The organism is Psychrobacter sp. APC 3281 (assembly GCF_030407815.1).
GTDB lineage: Bacteria > Pseudomonadota > Gammaproteobacteria > Pseudomonadales > Moraxellaceae > Psychrobacter.
The window spans coordinates 63,423-87,748 of sequence record NZ_JASDCS010000005.1 but is presented as its reverse complement, the minus strand read 5'-3'; the positions used below and the strand labels follow the sequence as shown (position 1 = coordinate 87,748).

Here is a 24,326-nt window from a genome sequence, read left to right as displayed (position 1 = left end):
ATTGTACAGCTACAACGTTTAAATAAGAGCACCTGACTCATGAATAATGAGTCTAGGTGCTTTTGTCTTTATAGCTATTTTGTCTCTTATATTAAATGTACTGCCTTACAATTTTATTATCATTTAACGAACACACCTCTTTATCGTTCACGTATAAACGAGTCACCCATGTCAGCTAAATCCGCACCTTCTCACGCGATGCCACCTATTGACACAAGCTATAAGCGTATTGTCGCGATTGCATTGCCTGTACTACTGGCTAATTTGGCTATGCCATTGCAGAGCGTCATTGATACGGCCATTGTAGGTAATATGAATGACACGGCGAAACTTGCTGGTATGGGTTTAGCCATACAACTGCTGTCGCTATTACTTGTTAGCTTTAACTTTTTGCAGTATGCATCATCTGGGCTTGCTGCGCAGGCATTGGGACAATTGGCTAATAATAGTAATACATCAGCTGTATCAGTGCCCACGCCTTTACTGTCTATCTTGCAACGCGCTTTACTATTGGCATTTGTTATCGGAGCGATATTACTACTCGCAAAGCCATGGCTGATTGATTTTGGCTTACAAGCACTATCAGCCAATCCTGAAAGTGGCCGCGCGGCAAAAACCTACTTAGACGTACGCTTTTGGGGCGTGATCGCGGAGCTGATGAATTTTGCATTTATTGGTTGGTTTGCAGGACAAGGTAAGACCCGTTATATGCTGTATCAACAGGGCTTTATTGCTGTACTTAATATCGTACTGACTCTGTTTTTTGTATTTGCAATGCAGATGGGATTGGCTGGTGTCGCACTGGGAACGACTATTGCATTTTGGTTTGGAATACTGATGGCATTATGGTTGAGCCGCCAACATTTAAAAATATCGTGGTCTGTATTATTTAAAGCGGATCGACAGTATTTTACGAAAGAAAAAATGCTTAGGCTATTTTCTTTAAACAAAGACATTTTTGTACGTACGCTTATTTTAACGCTAAGCTTTGCTTGGATTACTCGACTGTCTGCCCAAAGTGGTGACGTCATACTGGCCGCCAACGCTATTTTATTGCAAGTACTAAGCATATCTGCCTTCGCTTTAGATGGCGTCGCTGTCTCTGCTGAAACACTAAGTGGACAAGCTGCAGGGCGACGTGATTGGCCACGTTTTCGTATTATTGTGAAGCGTACAGGCGTGGTTAGTTATGGCCTTGCTATCATGTTAAGCGCCATTTGGTGGCTTGCAATGCCTACGTATTTGGGATTTATGACCAATATTGATTCGGTATTTGCCCTCGCCTATGACTACCATTTATACGCTGTATTATTGCCTCTTGTAGGCGTTGGCGCCTATTGGCTAGATGGGATATTTTTTGGTTTAACGGCTGGTAGCGTGATTCGTAATGCGGCGCTGATACTGGCTGCTATTTTCTTCCCTTTGAGCTGGTTGCTCTATCAGCAATGGGATATGACAGGTATTTGGCTTAGCGTGTGGTGTCTATTATTATTGAGACTAGTCATTCTAGGTGGGTTTTTGTACCGTGCCAATCAGACTGGCAGTTATGAGAAGCTACAACCTGAAGCTTAGTTAATTTTATACTATGTTTGCTCTATCAATTTTCGATAAATCATTTTTATTAAGCTCGTTTTTTACTTTTTAATTTTGCAGTAATACCGTTTGAATTAATAATTTTTATATCGATAGATTTATAAAAATATCATAAGAAAAATTTAGGATGTCATGTGAATACTCATTCAAATGAATTAAGCCATCAACATGAAAACCACTATCAATGGGCTGAGGGCTTTAAAAAAAGCTTGCCAGTTGCTATGGGATATCTGCCTGCCGGTATTGCCTTTGGTGTACTCGCACAGGTGGCAGGTATCCCGATATGGGCAACGATTATGCTCAGTATCGTTCTCTATGCTGGTGCAGCTCAGTATGCTTGTCTGCCGATGCTAAGCGCTGGCTTACCGATTGGCAATATCGCCACCAATATTGCCGCGATTAATCTACGTCATGTATTCTATGGTATGCCGTTATTACAGTATTTACCAAAAAACAAGCTTGCCAAGACGTATTGTCTGTTTGCTTTGACTGATGAGACTTTTTCGATTATGACAAGCTTGCCAAATGAGTCGCGACGAGCGCTTATACTTCCTATCAGTCTCTTCAACCAAAGCTGGTGGGTGCTGGCGAGTACGGTTGGCATAATGATCGGTAGTACGCTCAGTGACTTGGTGCCAAATTTAGATTTTGCATTGGTTTGTCTGTTTGCAATTCTCGCTTATGAGCAATTTCAAAGTATCAAACGCTACTTCCCGATTGGTATTGCCGTGCTTGGCTTAATCATTGCTTCGCTATTTACCAGTGACTGGTTGCTACTAGTAGCCATTACTATCTGTATGTTTATGATCTTGGTACGTGGGTTTTGGATAGAGCGTCAAAAGATGGGAGAACTCTTATGACCAGTAGTTATCTTATTCTTGCTACGCTTGCCATGGCAGCTGTGACCTTTATCACTCGTGCGCTACCCGCACTGATACCTAGAAAGCTGCTGGATACACCTTGGCTACATCGATTAAATGAGAGCTTACCATTATCGGTAATGGTATTGCTTATTTTGACTAGCCTTTCCTATCAGGACTTATCGACGACTGTTACTTTAAATGACACCGAACTACATCTATTAATGGCGCAAGTCGGTGCACTTATTTTGGTATTGTTTATCTATCATATCAGCCGTCAGCTTTTGGTCAGTATGGTTGTCGGTATCGCAGCAATCAATGGTCTGTTTTGGCTATTTAGCAGTTTCTTAGGCTAAAATCACTTCTTTCATTCATACGATTGTTAATACTCTTAGCTATATTTTAAACATAAAAAAGCTAGATTCTATTTGGAATCTAGCTTTTTGTTATCTGAAAACAATGGCTTTAGTACGACTTAAAGCTCTTCTACACCCATCATATCAACTGGGGTATCAGCTACTATTTGTACGCCTTTTTTACCAGTTTTGGCCGTATCATTACGCTGCTCTTGCAGATGATCAAGATACGCTTCATTGATCTGACCAGTGATGTAACAGCCGTTAAATACCGCACAATCAAAACCTTCTACTCGGCTATGTTTGGTATCTTTTACTGCGTCGATCAAATCATCCAAATCTTGGAAGATCAAACGATCTGCACCGATGATATCACGTACTTCTTCAACGCTATTGCCTGAGGCAATAAGCTCGCTACGTACTGGCATATCAATGCCGTATACGTTTGGAAATTTCACTGGTGGCGCAGCACTGGCAAAAAACACCTTGTTAGCACCAGCATCTCGTGCCATTTGAATGATTTCATGACAGGTCGTACCACGAACGATAGAATCATCAACCAACAGTACGTTTTTGCCTTTGAACTCTAGCGGCACAGCGCTGAGTTTCTGGCGAACTGATTTTTTACGCTGCTGCTGACCTGGCATAATAAACGTACGACCGATGTAGCGGTTTTTCATAAACCCTTCACGGTACTTGACATTCATTTTTAGCGCCAGCTCCATCGCTGAAGTACGAGACGTATCTGGAATTGGAATGACCACGTCGATATCGTGATCTTCACCCCATTCAGCAAGGATTTTATCTGCCAGTTTTTCACCCATGCGTAGGCGTGATTTATAAACTGAGATATTGTCCATAATCGAATCTGGACGAGCAAAATAAACATATTCAAAGATACAAGGCGTGTATTCTTTTTGCTCGACGCACTGATGCGTATGTAGCTTATGGTTCAAATCGATAAAGATTGCTTCGCCTGGTTTTACATCACGAACGATAGTAAAGCCAGAACCTGTCAACGCCACTGATTCAGAGGCAACCATATACTCAGTGCCGCCATTCGGTGCCATACGCTTACCAAAGATAAGTGGACGGATACCATTTGGATCGCGGAATGCAAGTAGGCCATGACCAGTGATCAAAGCGACAACACCATAAGCGCCTTCACAGCGTTTATAGACGGCTTTTACTGCTTCAAAGATATCATCAGCCGTTGGATGTGTTTTGCCTAGATTCTGCATCTCATGTGCCAGTACATTTAACAGTACTTCAGAATCTGAGTCAGTATTAAGGTGGCGGCGATCTTCGATGTACAAAGATTTGGCCAAACTCTCAGCATTGGTCAAGTTACCATTATGCGCAAGGGTAATACCATATGGTGAGTTGACATAGAATGGCTGAGCTTCGGCACTGCTAGAAGTACCAGCTGTCGGGTAACGAACGTGACCGATACCGAACTTACCAACCAGTTTCATCATATGACGATTCATAAATACGTCACGTACCATGCCATTTTCTTTACGTAGATAGAGTCGCCCATCTTGCAAAGTGACAATACCTGCTGCATCTTGCCCGCGATGCTGTAGCATCGTCAAACCGTCATAAAGAATCTGATTGACTGGTTCGTGAGCTGCAACTCCAATGACTCCACACATAATAGCTATATCCTATTTTGACTCATACATTAGTACGACAATAACGGCAAACTTAACGACAGTATATTGCTAAAATCATTCACTGTCGCACGCCGCTAACCTGATGATATTGTAAGAAACTTAACGAGATTTTTCGATAATCTGTTTTTGATTATCAGTGACACGTGCAAACATTTAGAAGTATAAAAAGAAGTAAAATAATAGACAGTTAGATAAAATAATAGGCAATTAAACAATTATGACTGATTGACCTGATCCCAAGCCATGCCCAATACTTCCGATACTAGAGCCTTGCCCATCGGTGCATATGGCATTAGCTCTGGCGCTAGTACGGAGGTTTGCCACTGCGGCATCTGCACTAGCAATGGCGCACTGACGCTCAATACAACCAAGACCATTAGTACGTTTTTGGCAGCACCCAGTACGCCGCCTGCCATTTTATCCAAGACGCCCAAACGTAAGGTTTTGAGCACGCCTGAGAACACGAAAGCCATCAGATGCATGACTGCCAATATGGCAATAACTACCAATAAAAAAGCCATGGCCATCTGTAACACAGGGTTTTGGACGATACCCGTTAATTGGGGTGACACTACTCCTGCCAACCTAGTAGCAGCGATAAGAGCGATAAACCAACCTACCAAGCCTATTGCTGTTTTAATCAGTCCTACTTGAAAGCCGCGCCATAAGCCAATCAAGACAACAATAGCAATCACAATATCTAAACCACTCATGCTCTACGCCTTATTACCTTATTTATTGGATTAGCTTTCCATGGCATCGTAATAGCCACCGATTGCCTGAATGCAAGACTGCACCAGCCCAGGACCACGATAGATAAGCCCCGTATAGAGCTGTACCATGTCTGCGCCTGCTTCGATTTTTTTGACGGCTTTGGCACCACTATCGATACCGCCTACGCCTATCAAAGCGACTTTACCATCTAACTGATCAGAGAATTGTTGCAAAATCTGGGTACTAATATGACTTACAGGACGACCCGATAGACCACCCATTTGATCACCATCACGCAAGTCTTCGACACCTACGCGGCTCAATGTCGTATTAGTGGCAATCAAACCATCAATTTCAAAGTCTATTAATTGCTGTGAGATATAATCAACTTGCAATGGCTCTAAATCTGGAGCAACTTTAAGCACTAATGGAACATAGAAACCATATTCAGTAGCTAACTGACTGTGACGATTTTTAATTGTATCCATCAGCTGAGTCAGCGCTTCACCACTTTGCAAATCACGTAGGTTTTTGGTGTTTGGCGATGAGATGTTGACCGTGATGTATGAGGCATGCGGATACACACGTTCTAAGCAATACACATAATCATCGGCGGCTTGCTCTACCGGCGTATCAGCATTTTTACCAATATTGATACCAATATTGCCTTTATATTTGCAGCGTTTAACATTGTCGATTAGATAATCAACGCCTTCATTGTTAAAGCCCATACGATTGATAATCGCGTCTGCTTGCTTGATTCTAAACAGCCTTGGCTTGTCGTTGCCTACTTGCGGTCTTGGCGTGACGGTTCCTACTTCTATAAAACCAAACCCTAACTCAGCCAGCGCGTCAATATAATCGCCGTTTTTATCCATGCCTGCTGCCAGACCGACTGGGTTAGAAAACTGCAAACCCATACAGTCTGTTGGTTGCATTGACTGACCGTACGCCAAGCCTAAAACACGCGCTTTATGCGCTTTATCCAATAAAGAGAGCGTCATCTCATGGGCGTGTTCGGGATCCATATTAAATAAAAAAGGACGAAGTAAGGCATAAGACATAGTGATGGCAGACCCTGCTTGGAAGAAATAGTGAATAAAAAATGCGAATGAAATCGGGCGCAGCGATTATATCAGCTTAACAGAAATAAGAGCAAAGTTTCAGTCGCTAAATTTCTACATTTAAGCAGTAACCAATACTGATGAATCTCTACTACATAATAATAAATTGCCGTTTTCTAAGCTAAAGACATAGCACAAAGGTACTCTTAAACATCTACGGTACTGGACGCCCATCAGTCAACGCAATCCAACCACGTATAATGCGATATAAATGCCAGATAAAGGTGAAAGTCATAATCAGTAAACCAAGCCCGGCCAATAATATTGAGCCAATAGCGATATTGCCACTATCCGCTAGTACGCTAACGCCAAAGCCACCTAGCGCAAAGGTAATCAAAATGATGCCAATGACGAACCAAACGATACTGTACCAAAAGGTCTTGATTTGCCAATCGAAATGCGTGGCCAACCATGACCCATTAGCATCATGGCGCTTGGCATAGTTCATGACGATCGGCACAATCCACAATAGACCTGCAGTAAAGTAGCTGATCACATATAAGAAATAAGTGATATGGTTATAAGTAATTAAAGAACGGCGCTTATCGTTGCTCATACTGTCCCGCATTATGTGAGGTTTTCCTTACTGGTAATATTTTTATTCAATAGTCATATGATTAACTATTTAATGGAGCCGGATAAATGGCTTTTCAATGACACCAGCGATAAAGCATTATTCTGCTGTCGAGGATTGAGTGTCGAGTACTAGACACTCAGTGTTATAAGTATCTAAAATTTCTATCACAGTCTGACGCGTTTTAAGAAGTGACCGTTGCTTGTACCTGAATAGATTTATTGGTCAGATCTTGCTGCATGGACAGCTGTGTAAATTGCCAACCTTGCTGTTCAAGCTTACCCAGTGCAGTGCTGACAACCGCTTGACTAGGATGCGTAAAGCTCAGTTGCACTGCATCACCAGTCGCAACCACCTGAGCACCTGCTATACCTGAGTTATTGAGCAGCGCATTGATACGACTAGCAGGCGGCATATCAGCCTCTCCAGTAGCGTTGTTACCAGCATTCAATGCACTACTATCAATATTACCTGCTTGAGCACGCAACCAAAAATAATCTGCCACTTGCTCCTGATAGTCGTTTTTACTATCGCTCGCTGCTTGATGAACGCTATAGCCACCATAGCCGCCTATAAACAACAGTAAAAATATAGACAATATAGCTAATGCTAGCTGATCACGTGGAGGTAATGCTTGCCAGCGCGTCGTTAGTACATTTTGATAATTGTTCATACGCTCTGAGAATACATGAGCCTTAGTACTGGTTGCAGAAACAGCTGCATTACGTTTGGTACGGCGTTGTAATCGTTTCATGTTTTGACCTTTATTACCAATACCTTGATGAGTTACGACGCTGCCGCATTATTTGCCATGTCGCTGTTGTCTGCAAAATTATTTTCTATCACATTGACAGTGACTTGACCACTAAACTGACCTTGCTCATTACTATTCACTTGCGCAAGTTTGGCATTTAAGCCTTGTGCTACCAGTATGCTTGTGAATTTATCAAGACTACCGCGATCTGGGGCAATCAAGGTAAAACTGAGCGCTGATGGCTGCATTACCAGTGACTGAGCATGCAATGAAGACTGTTTTATCAATGGTGATATGCGTGACAGTGCGGCCATATGCGATGCAGGCGCTTGGCTATCGCTACGCAGTTTTGGTTGCAGCTGTACTTGCAATTTGGTGCGCGTACTCAGTGGCTCATCGGCAAACCAAGACTGGTATTGTGCCGCAATTGCAGTCTTGGTTGCTGCGGTCGCTTCATTATACTTATACCACTGCACACCATCGGTTGCCATTTGCAGCACTAACGCTGATAGCGCAACCATCATCGCCACTCGCAAATATGGCGATAATTGTGAGTCAGTAGATTTCATAAAGAAATTAAGCGCGTGACGTTCGGGACTGTCAATTGGCTTAGGTACTTTAGGCAGGGTCGTCAGTAGCAGCTGATGATCGGCGATCAGCGCTTTAGTTTGCGCTATAAAATCCATGGGCGATGAGGAATCTAGTGAGTCAAGCGATGCGTCAATAGCTGCCTCAATAGACGGCAGTACCATTACCTCACTTAAATGCGGGAAACGCTCAAACATTAGCGGTAAATAGCTGACGGCCATACCCTGACGCAATGATTGGCGCAATAGCATAGTCTGCGAATCTTGATAAAGGGTTACTTGTTGACCTGCGCCCTCTTCTGGCGGTGGCAACAATAAAAAATCTGGCAGTAACGCCACTATATTCATACCGGCTAGCTGCGCGCTTTGTTGCCAGGACTCAATGTCGTTTTGTGCCAGTGCATACAGTTGCGTCGTATCAGCATGGCTCAATTGGCGGATTTTTAATTGCTCAATAGGTGTTAATGACGTTTCTTCAAATAAGTACTGCTTGCCGCTATTACCAAGCTGTTTAAGCTGAGCAGCATTAAGTGCCGTATCCACTTGCAATGCATGACTTGAGGGAAAATATAGACAAAGCGCCTTTTGGCTATTGGACTTATAGTTACCATAGATTGTTTGCAGCTGTTGCCAACCATCAACCATTTGCCATTGCTGTACATCTTCGTGCCAGACAGCTAGCGGGCTATGCTGCGCTCGTAACCAAACATGTAACACTAAACGTGTCCTCAATTGTTGCTGCGGTTATCAAAATAACTGGAAGATTTTATACGATTAATAAGTGGCATGCTTCTCGCAAATACCACTTCAGATCCGTTATATTCAATCAACTATGCTCTAGCAAATCGTTTCTAAGCAAAATATTAGAATGTCTAGTCTAATAAGGCTGGTCAGGAACAAAACGATCAACTTCCGTTGCCATGCCAGTCATCACAAACTCCATATCAAACACTCTGGCTTCCGCTAGAGAAAATGACTCAGGATAATCGCCTGTCAGCAATCCCGCGATATAAGCGACGATAGACATATGACAAACAACGACCAAACACTCGGCTTCAATATTGGCAATATCTATCAGAGCTTGGCGAGCATCATCCGAGGGCGTGATATTGTCCTGCACAGATGAGGCGACTTGCGGCGCGCGCGACTGGAACGCAGATAAAGTCTGCTGCGCTCTAATATAGGGGCTAACCACAAAACGATCTGGGCTATAGTGAGTGGTCACATACTCTGCCGTTTGCGCTGCCTGCTGCTGACCAAAGTCCGTCAGCTGACGCGCGCTATCTGGACGTGTCTCGTCTTCTGCTTGACCATGACGTACTAATATAATTTTCATAACCTTCCTTGGAGCGCTAAGCTCGACTCTTTTGATACTGATTTTTAATGGTGTGTCTTACTTATCAGCATCGCTGTCTTTGCTTTTGGTATTGCTACCAGAGGTTTTCATATGAGCGGTAAGTGCAGCATTGCTATGATCATGCGCCATGACAAACTCAACATCGCTACGGAACCCAGCTTCCATCAGATGTAACGCAACGCCTAGAGCAGCTTTGTCTTCATAAATGACTGCATAGAGCGCATGGGTAATTGGCATATAGATACCCGCTTTGGTCGCCTTTTCATGTACTTGCTGAATAGTATTCACCCCTTCAGCAGTTTGGCCAAGCTTTTTGACCGCAGCATCAATACTCATACCGCGACCGAGCATATTACCGATACGATAGTTACGACTCAGCTCTGAGCTACAAGTAGCATATAAATCGCCTACCCCTGATAAGCCTAAGAAAGTGAGCGGATTGGCACCTTCTTCAACACCAAAACGACTCATCTCTGCCAAAGCACGAGTAAGAATCATCGCTTTAGTATTCTCACCTACTTCATAAGCTGCCGCCATACCCATGGCAATTGCGTAGATGTTTTTTAGCGCGCCGCCAAGCTCGACGCCGCGTATATCATCACTAGCAAATACTCTAAAGAAAGCACTGTGTAATGCTGCTTGCACGGCATGACGCAATGGTTCCGACTCACTTGCGATAACCGTAGCAGACGGCATGTTTTTCATGATTTCGATAGCGAGATTCGGCCCTGACATAACGCCAAAGTTCACTTCTGGCAACACTTCTTTGATGATATCGCTCATCATCGCAAAGGTGTCTTTTTCCATACCTTTAGTCAACGACACAATGGACTGACCACTGATGAAAGGCGCGATGTTTTTTAGCGTTTCGCGAAAGGCTAAACCTGGCACAGCGATAAAGATAATGTCTTTATCTTTGACGCTTGCCGCCAAATCATGGCTGTATTTCAGTCGATCATCAAGCTTATAGCCTGGTAGATACTTTTTATTGGTCTGTGTTTTGGCCATTGCTTTTACGGTACGTTTGTTACGTACCCATAGCGTGGTATCACAGCCATTACGTGCGGCTAAATTTGCCATTGCTGTACCGAAGCTACCACCACCTAAAAATGCCAAACGCAGCTTGGTTGGATTGCTATGAATGTCGGCCATATCCTTTGCCACAGCTGATTCAACAGGGCTAGGATTTGACTTTTTACGGCCAAGACCTGACTTGGTTGCTCGCTCAAAAATACCTGCAAGCATACCATTCTGCTTTTCAGACGACTCTTTGTCCGTCTCATTATTAGCACTGGTGTTGTTTTTATTACTATTGTTAGGGCTTGTCATGTTCTTTTATCCGTGTTGACTGACGTATTATCAATAGAATCTATCGTGCTCAGCTACTGGCCTTATTATCTTTGAATTACAACTTTGTGCAATTATAATCTTATTAATAGACAGTACTAAGCTACATTACGACTCGAAGCGAACTAGCGGTTCGATATCAATAGGTTTGCGTTTGGACTCATCCTTGGGACTTGTTCCAGTATAAACAAAAGCAGCCACATAATCATCTGCACCCACTCCGAAATATGCTTTTACCGCAGGCTCATTACATAGCAGCCCAGTGCGCCAAACGGTACTAAACCCTTGAGCTTTTAATGCCAAAATTAGATTTTGTACAGCAGCACCCGCACTGAGCATCTGCTCAAAAGGCGGTACTTTTTTGTGTTCTTGCATTTGAGTCACAGCCGTTATAATTAGCGGCGCTCGCAGCGGCATATTTTTAGTTTTAGTGATGGTTTTTTCAGACAACTCTTCGCCATCTTGTAGCGCTTTTGCTTGGGCAGCTTCGAGCAAGGCACGGCCTAATTCATGGCGCGCCTCACCTTGCGTCACGATAAAGCGCCACGGACGCAATTTTTTATGATCTGGCGCAGTTGCCGCACACTCAATGGCAGACTCAATCTGCGCACGCGTCGGTGCTGGCTCATCTAGATTGCCCATGCTGCGTCTTGAATTGATCCAACCTATCAGCTCGTCACTGGTAGATGAGATATCATTCGCTGCTACGTTCTTCACAGACAGTTTTTTGTCTTCTATTTCTTGGCTTTCATTATCAGATGTAGTCATTTTTTTATCCTTAATTTATTATTATCTATCACTACTTATTATTTATAATATCATTTTCTTATTTTTTAACGGCTATAGAGCAGTTGAGAGCTACACACAGGCAGTCTCAACTCAGCGATAAACTACGCAACATCTTCGACTCGATGATCCATGCGTAGATAGTCCTCTGACTGCATCTCAAGCAAGCGTGAACGAGTACGCTCAATCTCAAACGCCAACTTTTCTCCTTGGTACAAGTCTAGAATCGGCTGCTCTGCCCGTACCAATAGTTTTACACGGCGATCATAAAACTCATCGACGAGATAAATGAAACGGCGCGTTGGATCACGCAAGTCGTCATCTAACGCTGGCACGGAGTCAACTAAAACGGTACTAAATCGTTTGGCAAGCTCAATAAAATCAGCGGCTGATCGCGGTGCCATACAGAGATGACGGAAGTCACAGAATAAGATATCTTCGGTACAAGCGTTGATTTTTACTTCCCGTCCATTGATAGTAATAGGCTCTTTACTGATTTTCTGATTATTCGATAAGCTCGCAAAACGGTTGGCTAGCCAATGATAGTTCGCCTTAGTAAGCGGCGCTTCGTATAGCTCAGCTTGTTGCAATACGCGCAGACGATAATCAATCCCAGAGTCGATATTCATTACCGTCGTATGACGCTCAACTTCCGCAATGGCAGGCATAAAACGGTCACGATGTAAGCCATCTTTATACAATCCAGCTGGCTCAATGTTTGAGGTCGCAACCAAAGTAATACCGCGATTGAACAGCATAGTGAACAAATCGCCCAATATCATGGCATCAGAGACATTAGAAACAAAAAACTCATCAAAACAGATGATAACCGCTTCTTTATAAATAATATCGGCGACTTTTTCGAGTGGATCGCTCTCACCTTGTAGTTTGTTAAGCTCTCTATGGACACGCTGCATAAAATGATGGAAATGCAGACGCATCTTGCGCTCGATGATCAACGAGTCATAAAACATATCCATCATCCACGTTTTACCACGGCCAACCCCGCCCCACATATAAAGACCCGTTGGCGCGACTGGCTTAGATTTTAAAAAGCCAAAAAAACCTTTCTTTTGCGGTGCGCTATTGATGAGCTGATGGTATATCTCATCAAGATAGCTCATGGCCTGAAATTGCTGCTCATCCCGAGTAAACTCATCTGTACTGACAGCTTTCTCGTAACGTTGCAATGGAGATAAACTCATAATACGACTCATCGTTGAATTAAATAAATATCAAAATAGTAGGATAATTTAGCATAACGCTGGCGCTACCAAGCAAGCCATGCTAAACCATATCAAAACTGAAACCATCAAGCTGAGTTAGCTATGAATAAACTTAGCTGTCCTGCCCAAAGCTATGCTTGTCTAATAAACCTTTGAGCTCTGATAAGCGACCATGGAAGAAATGACCCGCGCCATCGACCACGCTGACTTCAATGCCTAATCGGTCTGCAAATGCCTGCATATTATCAGGTTCAATTACTTCATCCGCATTACCATAAATCTCAAAAGTTCTATCCGCAGGCAAATTAATATCAGTACTGTCGTTTTTTTCGACTGATGGTGCGATCAGGGCAATTTTCGTTACTTCAAAGTCACCCAATCCCCATATATGTGCGGCTTCAAGCACTTGCTCAGCCACGCGTGCAGTGACATAACCACCAAAAGAAAAACCACCCAGCCATAGCTTTCGAGCATTGGTTTGTTCAGCAATCCATTGTAGCACGGTCATTGCATCGACCACTTCACCTTCCGCATAATCATGCTCGCCTGTCGATTGACCAACGCCGCGAAAGTTAAAGCGCACCACATGCATACCATTATCACGGGCAAAGCGATACATGGTAGTGACCACTTTATTATTCATCGTACCATCAAACAACGGATTGGGATGGCACAGCAGCGCCACCGTGTCTGTATTTGGATCATTAGGATTGTCATTTTGCCACAGTGCGTCAACCTCGAGCACGCCAGCAGGAGCAGGAATCAATTGCATAGTATTACTTATTAATAAAAAATGAATGGCTCAATTATCCTAGATACAATTTATATTTCAAGTGATTTGCTGTGTACGGATACGACTTGTTTTATTTTTGGTCAATAACGGTTGTCTGCCGTTTTGGAATATTGCTGTTCTTGAAGTTTTAAATTGATTTATATCTAGGGCAAGGTTCATCGGTAATATACCCGTAATACAGCACACAATAACTGTCTAGACAGGTAATATCTAGATAAGCTACATTCATAAAGCTTTGCCTATAGCTAAGACGTTCTGCTTATATAAATCAGGAATTATTTATGAATACTTTTAATAAAACTGCCAGTTTGACGGCAACGTTAGCGGCTGTACTTGCTTTGAGCGCCTGTCAAAGTACGCCTTCCTCACCAGTTATCCAGCGTGCCAACTCTATCTATGAGACAACAGGTATCGCTGATACCAAAGTCAAAGCACAGCAAAATGCAATCGATAGTGCTCAAAAAACTTGCCGAAGCAAGCAAGTAATTATCGTGGATGACAACGTAAAATATAATGGTATTTTAAATGAGCGTACTGGCCGTATGGTTGGTCAAGTAGGTGCTGTCGTTGGCTCGATATTTGGCACGGGCACACCAGATTTGTCACGTAGCGATGATTATGAATACACCATTAACTTCCGTTGCCAATAAATATCTTCAATACCATATAAATCAGATACAGTGTCAGGCTCACTCAGTCTACTATTTGTAGCACTTTCACTTGCCTTCCTTGTATCTAAATTATCTCGAACCGACTATATCTAGCTAAAAATATCCATCTACTTTTCTCTACACGACAATCTCTTTTAGACGCAAACAGGTTTACGATCTAACCGCTAACATTAAGTGACATACAATCCTTCTCTGATTAAACAGCCAACAAACTTCGCTATAGATAATATATCAATCAAAGCTTGTTGGCTTCGCTTTTTGTGCTCTCCTTTTTAAGTTAAACTATCCGCTATCGTATTTAGCACATCCTCGTCAGTCTTTATATTTTCATTATCTTTGGTCTAATATTATGCGCAAACCCAATCTTTCAAATATTAAACAGGCCAAAGTATTAGCACCTGCCAAAGATTTGGCCACTCTAGAGGCGGAACTCGCTGAGCAGGAAGACCATCTAGAGGATACCGTCCTACGCCTAAGTGATTATTTATCAGCGGTTGAGATGGTCATTAAACAAACCTTTGATCATAGAGTGTGGGTCAAAGCAGAAATTCGTAATCTGTCGAGTAAAGGTGGTCATTACTACTTTGAACTGGCAGAAAAAGATGACGATGGTAAAGTGGTCGCCAGCTGCCGTGGCAATCTCTGGCGTTTTAAAGCTGCTCGTGTATTAGCTAAATTTGAACGTGCAACGGGTATGCCGCTTGAGCGTGATTTGACCGTACTTCTTAAAGTATCGGCAGGGTTCCATGCCCAGTACGGATTTTCAATCACCATTGAAGATATCGACCCTAGCTATACGCTAGGCGACTTGGCACGGCAATATGCAGAAATGGTTGACCGCCTAACAGGTGAAGGGTTGTTACATCTCAATCAGCAGTTACCTGCCCCTTTTGATATCGAGCATGTACTGGTCATCGCTCCTGAAAAGGCAGCAGGATTGGGTGATTTTCAAGCAGATGCGGATCACTTAGCCAGTACAGGTGCGTGTCACTTCCACTATCATAATGCGACTTTTCAGGGCAATCATGCGCCCGCTGAAATCCGCCAAGCCATCGTTAGCGCCCAGCAGCAGTTTTACGATACTTATCAGCGTCTACCAGACTTGTTGGTTATTATTCGCGGTGGTGGTGCGGTTGGTGACTTGGCTTATCTCAATGATTATGAGCTGGCAGCTCTGGTTGCTGAGCAGCCCGTCCCTGTCTGGGTGGGCATCGGTCATGAGCGTGACAAAGTCATCTTAGATGAAGTGGCACATACCAGTTTTGACACCCCCTCAAAGGTAATCGCTGCTATCCATAGCCATTTAGCCCAGCTCGTCACTCAAACGCTACAATATCAAGCACAAATTAAGCAAGCGGCTCAGCGTCAATTGAATACTGCTGAGCAACAAACCGCACGCCAGTTGAGCCAAATACAGTCGCAAACGATCGGGCAACTAACCGCTCTACGAAAAGACAGTGACTATGCATGGCGCAGTATTCAACAAAGTGCCCAGCGCCAAGTAAAGCAAGCAGTCAGACTGACAGCTGAGCGATACACACAAACGCAAACCTTGGCCCATCAACAGCTCGCGAAAGCCGCGACTAATAGCAGAAGTCATCAAGAGTCAATCGTGCAAAACGCGCAGCAGCAAATTGTGCAAGCACAGCGCGATAGCGAACATCTACGTGATATTGTGCTGTTACATCGCCCGTCTCGTGTGCTCAAGCAAGGCTACACCATGCTCACGAATGCTAAAAACAAGCAAACACTCACTAGTAGTACTCAACTGTATCCTGAGCAAACCGTTAATATCATTTTAAAAGATGGCAACGCAAAAGCGCAGATTCTCGATATCACTATGGATAAAGAAGCGACGAAAAACTCAGACACTCTAAATTAACCAAATAATAATATCTAACGATTATTCACCGACTTACCTTTAAAAATTAGGAAATTTTATGACTACCCCTACTCGCAGACGCAAAAAAGCCGCCCCAAAAACCTTTAAGGCGGCTTACGATATCTTAAAAACCAATGCGGCTGAACTACAGCAACAGGATGAGCCTGATATTGATAATCTGATGACAACGGTCGAAGAATCTATTGCCGCTTATCGCGTTTGCGAGACTCGTATCAATGCTGTACAGCAAGCACTAGATGCGGCCTTTGCCGAAGAAAAATCTACCAGCAGCGTTGATAATTAAAAAAACAGCCACTAGGTAGCAGCTGTTTGGTCAAACCAAGCGCATCAATCTCATTTGGCAACGCAACAGTTTGATATTCTGTTTACTATGGTTCGTCAACCTCAAAGACCTGGCGTAGATAGGCAAGATACGTGTCGTTATTGATCATGGTCTTGCCTGGGCTGTCAGACAGCTTGGCGACTGGCTGACCATTACACTCTACCAATTTAAGCACGATATTAATCGGCGTGATGCCCATATCATTGGTCAGATTGGTGCCGATGCCGAAACTGGTTCTAATGCGCCCTTTAAAGTATTGATGCAACTCCCACGCCTTCTCTAAATCTAACCCATCGCTAAAGGTCAAAATCTTTGTTTTTGGATCTATTTTTAACTTCTCATAATGGGCAATCGCCTTATCGCCCCAAATATAAGGGTCGCCGCTATCATGACGCAGACCGTCGAATAGTTTAGCAAAATACAAGTCGAAATCACGTAAGAACGCATCCATTCCGACTACGTCTGTCAATGCAATACCCAAGTCGCCACGATACTCATGCACCCATGCTTCAAGCGCGGCCTTTTGTGAATCTCGCAGACGCACATCTAATGCCTGAAACGCCTGCATAAACTCGTGCGCCATCGTGCCTATCGGCGTCATTCCTAATTGCTTGGCCAAATACACGTTTGATGTACCACCTACTATCTTTGGCTCGGCTTTATGTAGCGTCTCCACTACATGTGCCTGCCAGCGTCGACTAAAGCGTCTACGCGTGCCAAAATCAGCGACTATAAATGGCGGCGTATCCTGACCGTACTGAGTTTGCGCATCGGCATACTGATGTAAGAGCGCTACTTTTGCATCGAGGCGACGTTGCCCTTCTTCAATCACGCTGTCATTAGAGAGAGCATTAAAATACAGCTCATTGACAATGGCTAGTACAAATACTTCAAAGAACATCGCTTGAATCATTGGCCCTTCGATATCGATAAACAAGCGACCTTTATCGTCTGTACTTACCTTAATAAAACGCCGTTTTAGCTTAAACAATTCTAGATAGTCAACGAAATCTGAGCGAATAAAGCGTAAGCTACGCAAGTACTCGAGCTCATCTGGCAAAAATCGCAATTCGCATAAGCTGTCTAGTTGCTGCTCTAGATCTTTTTGGATATCAGCCAATGGATAGGCTGCATCTTTGTTATTACGGCAGCGAAAGCGATAAACACCATGGGTTTGCGGGAACTGATGCAGCATGGCTTGTAACATCGTAAATTTGTACAAATCATTATCAAGCAATGAAGTAATAATAGGTGCATAAGAAACGGTCATGCTATGGCCTTAAAAGTGCAAAATAAGAAACAAACGTCATTTGATAGACAAAGCGACATCATATGTGAACGATAAACAATACACGCTCATTCATTATGAGCCATCGATAAACCGTTCAGTATAACGAAGTTTGGTATTTATTTCAGAGTTCACTTTTGATTGCAGCAAAATGATAGTGAAAAGCCAGTAAAATGATTTCGATTATTTAAACCATTTATAAAAACATCGTATAAGTCTATCCAGAAAACCTATTCATAGGTGGTTATCATAGCTTACGCTTTTGCACTCATAAACTGCTCGACATAGTCATCAGCAGGATTGTACCGCAACTCGCTTGGCGTGCCCGTTTGTACGAGTCGACCACCATTTAGCATACTAATACGCTGACCTACTTTGACAGCTTCATCGATATCATGGGTAATGAATACGATGGTTTTGTTCAATCGCTCTTGCAATTCGAGTAGTTGGTCTTGCAGCTGAGCGCGAATGAGCGGATCAAGTGCAGAGAACGCTTCATCCATTAGCAAAATTGGATTGTCCGTCGCTAAGGCGCGAGCTAGCCCGACGCGCTGCTGCATACCGCCTGATAGCTCATCAGGGTAGCTGTTTTCCAAATTGGATAGCCCTACTTCATTCAGCCAATGTCGAGCCGTTTCATGTCGCTCGTTTGCGCTCATCTTTCGGACACGCAGGCCATAAGCGACGTTTTGTATGACCGTCATGTGCGGCACTAATCCGAAATGCTGAAAAACCATACTGACGGTCTGCTGACGATAATGCTGCAACTGCTTATCGTTGAGCGCTAAAATATTAATAGCCGTAGCAGAGCTTTCTTCTACTACCTTACTTACATTATCTGTCACTGATTTCCTATCAGCCATCGTGTGGGTCGCATGATCTCTATTCAGAGCAGTATCTACCCATATCTCGCCACTGGTTGGATCTATCAAGCGGTTAATATGGCGTATCAGCGTTGACTTGCCAGAGCCTGATAGCCCCATAATACAATGCAACTCGCCTGCCTTGATATCTAGATTGATATCATAAAGACCAACTGAATAGCCCGTTTGCTCTTTTACTTTGATGCTATCCATACCCTCAGCCAGCAATGCCAATGCAGACTGTGCTTGCGTGCTACTGGCATTATAAATCTTACTGATATTTTTTAATTGGATATGATTCATCGGTGCTCTCACTATTCACGTGGTTTTTATCATTATGGTTCGGTCGATTACCATGGATTAAGTCGTATGCCACTAGACGACTTTTTATCCAATCGGACGTCTGCCTGCTTCGATGGTTTTTTGACGGGTACGCTTACCTTGACCGAATGCTTGCGTAATACGGTCAATGATAATGGCAACGATAACGATGGCCGTACCTGCTTGTAGACCCTGACCGATATTGAGCGTTTGGATAGACTGCAATACATCTTCACCAAGCCCAGGAGCACCAATCATTGAGGCCAATACCACCATGGCAAGTGACATCATCACAGCCTGATTGATACCTGCCATAATACTGGGCAACGCTTGTGGCAATTTAATCCAGAGAAGTAGCTGTAAATGCGTACTACCAAAAGAGCGTCCTGCCTCGACCATTTCATGATTGACTTGTGTAATCCCTAATGTCGTCAGACGAATCAAGGGTGGCAGCGCATAAATCACAGTCGCGAATAACGCAGGCACTTTACCAATACCAAACAGCATCAGCACTGGTATGAGATATACAAAACTCGGCATGGTCTGCATGATATCTAGCACTGGCGTCACAATCTTGCGTAGCAGTTTGCTACCTGACATGGCAATACCAATAGGAATACCAATCACCACCGTGACCAGTACCGATACGATAAGCAGCGCTAGAGTGTCAATTAATGCGCCCCATAAGCCAAAAGCACCAATCAAAAACAACCCTGCACCACATGCCAGCGCGAACCAAACCTTGCGGACACCAAACCAGCCAAGCACAGTCACAAATGCAATAATAAGCCAAGGCGGGACAACCGTTAATAATCGTTCAATAGGTAGTAGCAAATAAGTAAGCGCCATCGTGCTAATAGTACGGAATACATCGCCATAGTTTTGGACCACGTTTGCTAAAGCGTTATTGAGCGGGGTCTCAAGTGACCATGAAGGAAAGCTTGATGCGAGCGCTGACGCATTGATACTAGATGCAGTTGTACCGGTCGAGACAGCACCCGTTGAGCTAAGGCCTAACGTGGTAGTGAGGTTGGTAGCAGCCTCATCGGATAACCATGCTTGCCAAACCTCTGGGTTGTCACGCAAAAACACCACGGCTTGCTCATCGCCAGTGCGTTTACTTTCGCTCATCTCCAAGATAGCACCGTTTAGCTCATCAGAGGTAAATTGCACCTTTTCAAAGACAGCTGCTAGTTCAGGATTGGATTCGACAAACGGGGTAGAAACGGCTATACCTAACGGTGATACTGGGAATCCTGACACGCAATCCATCTTACCATCAGCGAGCAAAAGATTTTGCCAACAAGCATCCTCATAAGCTGGAAACTCTAATGGCGCAAGGTCATATTTTGCCATTAGCCCAGTGGGTTGCCAGTAGTAAAACAACAGTGGCTTATACTGTTCAAAAGCGGAGGCAATTTCGGCATCGAGAGCAGCACCCGTACCAGGGTGTGCGTTGTTAAAAAGGCTGTCTAGACCGGTTGTTTTTAGCAAACGTGTGTTAAAAATCTCACACGTCCAACCAGAGGGACAGTTCATAAAGCGTGATCTACCAGGATCTTCAGGGTCTTTAAATAGCTCAGTATATTTAGGCAAATCTTGATAGCTGCGTAGTCCTGGATTCTCTTCCAAGACGTATCGCGGGACATACCAGCCTTGAGTTGCACCACCTTTTAGCGTATCACCGATGATGGCCACTTTATTCTGCTCAATGGCTTTTTCCATGATTGGCGAACGGCCAACCCACTGCTCCCCGATGACCTGAATATCATTCTGTGAGAGCGCTGTATCAAGTGCAGGCCCTGCTCCTGGTACTTCCTCTACCGTACAACCGTATCCATCTTCTACGATATGTCTGAGTACGCCGGAGGTGAACTGTCCACTCTCCCAGGTTAGCGCCCCAAATTTGATCGGTGATTCACACGCCGCTGACGCCGATACAGGCAGTAGTATCGCGCTCATCCACAGTAAGCTTAATGCAATCCATTGGCGCATACTCTTTCCTATTATTATGTTGTATCGGCATGAAATCACTATCAAAACAATAGAACTAAAAAGCAGCTGAACGTCGCTATATCAAGTTTACCAATGCTAGCCATAGACCATTCAGCTACTATCTACTGTTGTTTAGACTTACTACAAAGTGTAGCGATTTATAGAAGTGATGACAAACGCTTATTTGTCGATTAACGCATTAGATAAATTTACGATAATTTTGATAAAGCTCTTATGAAAAGTCGCTCTTAATTTTAGAAACCTATATTTGTAAATTGGTATTTTAGACAAAAAAATAGCACCTATCTGGATAGGTGCTATTAGTTATGATATCGACTAAAAAAGGTCACTATTAATTTCTATAGCTACTATAAAATGTCTAATTCAAGAATTGTTATTTTAAAGACTGTTATTTCAAGAACAGTTATTTCAAAAACAGCGCCATCGCCTTTTTAAACAGTCCACCGTAAGGCGGCAATAGTAAATTCAGACCATTGAGCTTGGTTTGGACAAAAATCGGCTTCATATGGCTGAGACGTTCAAAGCCAGCCTTACCATGGTACGCACCAGTACCAGAGTCACCCACGCCACCAAACGGCAAGTCGTGCTGAGCCACATGTATCAAAACTTCGTTGATACATAAGCCACCCGAGACCGTATTGTTACGCACGTTTTCGATACTGCTGTAATTGTCACTAAACACATATAGTGCCAATGGCCGTGGACGCGAGTTTACAAAGTAAATGGCATCATCAAGCGTCTCATAATGCATCAGCGGCAAAATCGGGGCAAAAATCTCATTTTGCATGAGGTCGCTGTCAGGCTCAGGCTCGCTGACGATGACTGGCGGCATTAGACGGGTTTCTATATTGGGTTCGGCGCCAGTTAACGCATGTACCTCGCCACCTGTTAGCGCATCTAGATAGCCTTTTACCCGTTTAAACTGCTCACCATTAATAATGCGAGAGTAATCTGGGTTTTCTTCGATATCAGGATAATGCTTGGTCATCCACTCTTTTGCGAGTTCGATAAACTGGTCATGGTATTGGCGCTGAATCAAGACATAATCTGGCGCAATACACGTCTGTCCAGCATTTAGTGTCTTACCCATCATCACTCGATTGACGACAGACTCTAGATTGGCATCATCTAGTACGATCACTGGTGATTTACCACCAAGCTCAAGCGTCACTGGCGTTAGATTTGGTGCAGCGGCAGCCATGACTTTTTTGCCCACCGCAGTCGATCCGGTATATAGAAGATGGTCAAATGGTAGCTCACTAAAGGCGGCGGCAATCTCAACTTCACCGAGCACCACACAGATCATATCTGGCGAAAAATAACGAGCAATGGCGTCAGCAAACGTCTGAGCAAATTGCGGCGCGGCCTCACTCATTTTGACCATAATGCGGTTACCTGCGGTGATTGCATCAATCATCGGGCCAATTGCTAAAAATAACGGATAGTTCCAAGGCACCATAATACCGACCACACCCAATGGCTGAGGCTGGATTTCATTATGGGCTGGCATATACAGCGCTGAAATCGGCGCACGATGTGCTTTCATCCATTTTTTGCCGTGTTTTTTGGCATGGCTAATACCGGTAAAGCTAGGAAATAACTCAGCAAACTGCGTCTCTGACTGGCTACGATAGCCAAAATCTGCACTAATCGCCTTTGCAAAACTCTCTTGGTTATCGCTAAGCATCACTTCTAGATTGTCTAGCTGCGTCGTACGAGTGCCCCAATCATTGATTGGCTGGGTACGGCTTAACATTTGCAAGCGTGAAAATTGCGCTTTCATCTCATCGATAGTCGTCGCCGTACTTAGGGCTTCAGGCACACGCTGCAGCGCAAAACCGGTCTCGGTCACTGCCTGCTCATGAGTGCTTTGGTTGCTATCTGTCATTTGTCTTCCTTGTCATAATCATAGTAATAGTCATAAGGTTTGTAGTCACTACATTATATTGGGTTAGAGGCTCTATCTTTCTAGTCAGGTGCACTCTTTGATAACCTACTCTGACTATAAATTTCATCAGATTCCATTCATCACACTTTAATGTAGCGCATTGACTGAGCAATGAACAGCACCTTTGGTTGACTACTGCGTCTGTACTAGCAGTACCTTTATAAGCGACCTACCACTGTTCTATACCTGTTATTTCATCAGCCATTGTTAGCTGTTTATTATTAGCATTTATGCCATTTACAGACATTGCGCCAGTATATATCTTTGGGCGATAGTCGCCAAAACTGCTACACTACCGATGAGCATTATTTATTTTACACTTGATAATAATAAGACAGATACTCTCATGCAAAATGACACACAACCCCTCAATGATACGCTTGTCAGCAAATCTCTATCAGCGGCCGATTATGTCCCTACTCTCGATGCGATGCTGGCACGCACCCTCGAACGTATCGATCTAAAGAAACGACAAGGGCTGCGTACGCCTGATGAATTGTGGATTGTCGATCATAACGATGTCTACACGCTTGGACAGGCAGGTAAAGAAGAGCACATATTACAGCGTACTGATACGCCTATCATCAAGACCGATCGCGGTGGTCAGGTAACATGGCATGGTCATGGGCAGCTGGTTATCTATTGGTTGTTTGATTTGGACAGCCTCAAATGGAGTGTGCGCAATCTTGTCTCCCATGCTGAGCAAGCGATAGAAGACGTCATCAATGACTGTTTGCGTAGCTCACCATCTAGTAGCGACAATATCAGTGCTCATGCACGCCGCGATGCCCCAGGTGTCTACTTATATGCAGATACTGCTGCAACAGATGACAGCACTTCTACAGAAGACAGTTCTCTTGATAATAAGATTATGCTTGGCAAAATGGCCTCGCTAGGCTTTAAAATTAAGCATGGCTTTAGCTACCATGGTATTGCGATTAACTTAAATTGTGACCTGTCTTCATTTAACGCCATTAATCCTTGTGGCTATGCCGGCATGCAAATGTTGCGACTGTCTGACTTTGTAGCCATGCAAACAGATTCAGAGGCGCAAACAGAGCAGAAAATGAGCGATTCATTCAGCTATGAGACAGTCACTCAGAAACTTATTGATAACATCGCCAAGCGCCATGCTGGACTGATTGAGTTGCGAGCTATCGCGCCCAAGTAAGTTTTGAGCCTATTTTTGCATAATCTTTTTTTGCATAATATCTTGCACGCTTAGACTTAAGCATTAAGAGAAAATT

At 43.7% G+C, this 24,326-nt stretch carries 22 protein-coding genes; 7 read left to right on the top strand and 15 right to left on the bottom strand.

The window, feature by feature from the left end:
* Positions 1-168: 168 nt before the first annotated feature.
* From QL886_RS04790 to QL886_RS04780, 3 genes are all read left to right on the top strand, one after another.
* Positions 169-1,572 carry an MATE family efflux transporter gene (locus tag QL886_RS04790; RefSeq protein WP_290177816.1) on the top strand — a complete coding sequence of 468 codons (1,404 nt, stop codon included), beginning with the start codon at positions 169-171 and terminating at the stop codon, positions 1,570-1,572.
* 155 nt (positions 1,573-1,727) lie between these two features.
* Positions 1,728-2,453 carry an AzlC family ABC transporter permease gene (locus tag QL886_RS04785; protein WP_290177815.1) on the top strand — a complete coding sequence of 242 codons (726 nt, stop codon included), beginning with the start codon at positions 1,728-1,730 and terminating at the stop codon, positions 2,451-2,453.
* Positions 2,450-2,809, top strand: a complete 360-nt coding sequence (locus QL886_RS04780; RefSeq protein WP_290177814.1) for an AzlD domain-containing protein — start codon at positions 2,450-2,452, stop codon at positions 2,807-2,809. The genes QL886_RS04785 and QL886_RS04780 overlap by 4 nt, the downstream gene beginning before the upstream one ends.
* 119 nt (positions 2,810-2,928) lie before the next feature.
* Here the strand turns inward: QL886_RS04780 and purF are convergent, their stop codons facing one another.
* The 11 genes from purF to QL886_RS04725 form a co-directional block, all read right to left on the bottom strand.
* Positions 2,929-4,464, bottom strand: a complete 1,536-nt coding sequence (purF, locus tag QL886_RS04775) for an amidophosphoribosyltransferase (RefSeq protein WP_101205374.1) — start codon at positions 4,462-4,464, stop codon at positions 2,929-2,931.
* A 236-nt stretch (positions 4,465-4,700) separates the two neighbouring features.
* On the bottom strand, positions 4,701-5,198 hold the full coding sequence (locus QL886_RS04770) for a CvpA family protein (RefSeq protein WP_290177813.1): 498 nt from the start codon (positions 5,196-5,198) through the stop codon (positions 4,701-4,703).
* Between the two features lie 30 nt (positions 5,199-5,228).
* Complete coding sequence (locus QL886_RS04765) at positions 5,229-6,263, bottom strand: quinone-dependent dihydroorotate dehydrogenase (protein ID WP_114700991.1); 1,035 nt, start codon at positions 6,261-6,263, stop codon at positions 5,229-5,231.
* Between the two features lie 214 nt (positions 6,264-6,477).
* The gene (locus QL886_RS04760; RefSeq protein ID WP_227526596.1) at positions 6,478-6,879 is read right to left on the bottom strand and encodes a hypothetical protein; all 402 of its coding nucleotides are present in this window, start codon (positions 6,877-6,879) and stop codon (positions 6,478-6,480) included.
* 202 nt (positions 6,880-7,081) lie between these two features.
* A complete protein-coding gene (gene gspM / locus QL886_RS04755; protein ID WP_290177812.1) occupies positions 7,082-7,651 on the bottom strand; it encodes a type II secretion system protein GspM in 570 nt (189 codons plus the stop codon).
* Between the two features lie 32 nt (positions 7,652-7,683).
* Positions 7,684-8,955 (bottom strand): type II secretion system protein GspL, encoded by a 1,272-nt coding sequence (gene gspL, locus QL886_RS04750; protein WP_290177811.1) that lies wholly within the window; start codon positions 8,953-8,955, stop codon positions 7,684-7,686.
* Between the two features lie 160 nt (positions 8,956-9,115).
* Complete coding sequence (gene sixA / locus QL886_RS04745; RefSeq protein WP_290177810.1) at positions 9,116-9,574, bottom strand: phosphohistidine phosphatase SixA; 459 nt, start codon at positions 9,572-9,574, stop codon at positions 9,116-9,118.
* 57 nt (positions 9,575-9,631) lie between these two features.
* Positions 9,632-10,924 carry an NAD(P)H-dependent glycerol-3-phosphate dehydrogenase gene (locus tag QL886_RS04740; RefSeq protein ID WP_290177809.1) on the bottom strand — a complete coding sequence of 431 codons (1,293 nt, stop codon included), beginning with the start codon at positions 10,922-10,924 and terminating at the stop codon, positions 9,632-9,634.
* 126 nt (positions 10,925-11,050) lie between these two features.
* Positions 11,051-11,710 carry a nitroreductase gene (locus QL886_RS04735; RefSeq protein ID WP_290177808.1) on the bottom strand — a complete coding sequence of 220 codons (660 nt, stop codon included), beginning with the start codon at positions 11,708-11,710 and terminating at the stop codon, positions 11,051-11,053.
* A gap of 122 nt (positions 11,711-11,832) precedes the next feature.
* Complete coding sequence (gene zapE / locus QL886_RS04730; protein WP_290177807.1) at positions 11,833-12,933, bottom strand: cell division protein ZapE; 1,101 nt, start codon at positions 12,931-12,933, stop codon at positions 11,833-11,835.
* Positions 12,934-13,066: 133 nt separating this feature from the next.
* Positions 13,067-13,726 (bottom strand): alpha/beta fold hydrolase, encoded by a 660-nt coding sequence (locus tag QL886_RS04725; protein ID WP_102094774.1) that lies wholly within the window; start codon positions 13,724-13,726, stop codon positions 13,067-13,069.
* A gap of 302 nt (positions 13,727-14,028) precedes the next feature.
* On the opposite strand from QL886_RS04725, the gene QL886_RS04720 reads away from it, so the two are divergent.
* The 3 genes from QL886_RS04720 to xseB all read left to right on the top strand — a co-directional run bounded on the left by QL886_RS04720 (position 14,029) and on the right by xseB (position 16,604).
* Positions 14,029-14,397, top strand: a complete 369-nt coding sequence (locus tag QL886_RS04720; protein WP_165597309.1) for a hypothetical protein — start codon at positions 14,029-14,031, stop codon at positions 14,395-14,397.
* 370 nt (positions 14,398-14,767) lie between these two features.
* Entirely contained in the window at positions 14,768-16,300 is a 1,533-nt protein-coding gene (gene xseA / locus QL886_RS04715; RefSeq protein WP_290177806.1) for an exodeoxyribonuclease VII large subunit, read from the top strand.
* A gap of 58 nt (positions 16,301-16,358) precedes the next feature.
* Entirely contained in the window at positions 16,359-16,604 is a 246-nt protein-coding gene (gene xseB, locus QL886_RS04710) for an exodeoxyribonuclease VII small subunit (protein ID WP_290177805.1), read from the top strand.
* Positions 16,605-16,689: 85 nt separating this feature from the next.
* Here the strand turns inward: xseB and pncB are convergent, their stop codons facing one another.
* From pncB to QL886_RS04690, 4 genes are all read right to left on the bottom strand, one after another.
* On the bottom strand, positions 16,690-17,913 hold the full coding sequence (pncB, locus tag QL886_RS04705; protein ID WP_290177804.1) for a nicotinate phosphoribosyltransferase: 1,224 nt from the start codon (positions 17,911-17,913) through the stop codon (positions 16,690-16,692).
* A gap of 272 nt (positions 17,914-18,185) precedes the next feature.
* Positions 18,186-19,097, bottom strand: a complete 912-nt coding sequence (locus QL886_RS04700) for an ATP-binding cassette domain-containing protein (RefSeq protein WP_290177803.1) — start codon at positions 19,095-19,097, stop codon at positions 18,186-18,188.
* A gap of 84 nt (positions 19,098-19,181) precedes the next feature.
* The gene (locus QL886_RS04695) at positions 19,182-21,110 is read right to left on the bottom strand and encodes a glycine betaine ABC transporter substrate-binding protein (RefSeq protein WP_290177802.1); all 1,929 of its coding nucleotides are present in this window, start codon (positions 21,108-21,110) and stop codon (positions 19,182-19,184) included.
* 424 nt (positions 21,111-21,534) lie between these two features.
* Positions 21,535-23,019, bottom strand: a complete 1,485-nt coding sequence (locus tag QL886_RS04690; RefSeq protein WP_290177801.1) for a coniferyl aldehyde dehydrogenase — start codon at positions 23,017-23,019, stop codon at positions 21,535-21,537.
* Between the two features lie 406 nt (positions 23,020-23,425).
* Here QL886_RS04690 and lipB point away from each other — a divergent pair, with 406 nt between their 5' ends.
* Positions 23,426-24,250, top strand: coding sequence for a lipoyl(octanoyl) transferase LipB (lipB, locus tag QL886_RS04685; protein ID WP_290177800.1), 825 nt, complete (start codon positions 23,426-23,428; stop codon positions 24,248-24,250).
* Positions 24,251-24,326: the final 76 nt, after the last annotated feature.

Coding starts and splice junctions, on each gene's coding strand:
- QL886_RS04695 (WP_290177802.1), bottom strand. CDS start 21,110: ATGCGCCAATGGATTGCATTAAGCTTACTGTGGATGAGCGCGATACTA.
- QL886_RS04700 (WP_290177803.1), bottom strand. CDS start 19,097: ATGAATCATATCCAATTAAAAAATATCAGTAAGATTTATAATGCCAGT.
- xseA (WP_290177806.1), top strand. CDS start 14,768: ATGCGCAAACCCAATCTTTCAAATATTAAACAGGCCAAAGTATTAGCA.
- QL886_RS04740 (WP_290177809.1), bottom strand. CDS start 10,924: ATGACAAGCCCTAACAATAGTAATAAAAACAACACCAGTGCTAATAAT.
- sixA (WP_290177810.1), bottom strand. CDS start 9,574: ATGAAAATTATATTAGTACGTCATGGTCAAGCAGAAGACGAGACACGT.
- QL886_RS04735 (WP_290177808.1), bottom strand. CDS start 11,710: ATGACTACATCTGATAATGAAAGCCAAGAAATAGAAGACAAAAAACTG.
- QL886_RS04690 (WP_290177801.1), bottom strand. CDS start 23,019: ATGACAGATAGCAACCAAAGCACTCATGAGCAGGCAGTGACCGAGACC.
- QL886_RS04760 (WP_227526596.1), bottom strand. CDS start 6,879: ATGAGCAACGATAAGCGCCGTTCTTTAATTACTTATAACCATATCACT.
- lipB (WP_290177800.1), top strand. CDS start 23,426: ATGCAAAATGACACACAACCCCTCAATGATACGCTTGTCAGCAAATCT.
- purF (WP_101205374.1), bottom strand. CDS start 4,464: ATGTGTGGAGTCATTGGAGTTGCAGCTCACGAACCAGTCAATCAGATT.
- QL886_RS04770 (WP_290177813.1), bottom strand. CDS start 5,198: ATGAGTGGTTTAGATATTGTGATTGCTATTGTTGTCTTGATTGGCTTA.
- QL886_RS04720 (WP_165597309.1), top strand. CDS start 14,029: ATGAATACTTTTAATAAAACTGCCAGTTTGACGGCAACGTTAGCGGCT.
- pncB (WP_290177804.1), bottom strand. CDS start 17,913: ATGACCGTTTCTTATGCACCTATTATTACTTCATTGCTTGATAATGAT.
- QL886_RS04780 (WP_290177814.1), top strand. CDS start 2,450: ATGACCAGTAGTTATCTTATTCTTGCTACGCTTGCCATGGCAGCTGTG.
- zapE (WP_290177807.1), bottom strand. CDS start 12,933: ATGAGTTTATCTCCATTGCAACGTTACGAGAAAGCTGTCAGTACAGAT.
- QL886_RS04790 (WP_290177816.1), top strand. CDS start 169: ATGTCAGCTAAATCCGCACCTTCTCACGCGATGCCACCTATTGACACA.
- gspM (WP_290177812.1), bottom strand. CDS start 7,651: ATGAAACGATTACAACGCCGTACCAAACGTAATGCAGCTGTTTCTGCA.
- xseB (WP_290177805.1), top strand. CDS start 16,359: ATGACTACCCCTACTCGCAGACGCAAAAAAGCCGCCCCAAAAACCTTT.
- QL886_RS04725 (WP_102094774.1), bottom strand. CDS start 13,726: ATGCAATTGATTCCTGCTCCTGCTGGCGTGCTCGAGGTTGACGCACTG.
- QL886_RS04765 (WP_114700991.1), bottom strand. CDS start 6,263: ATGTCTTATGCCTTACTTCGTCCTTTTTTATTTAATATGGATCCCGAA.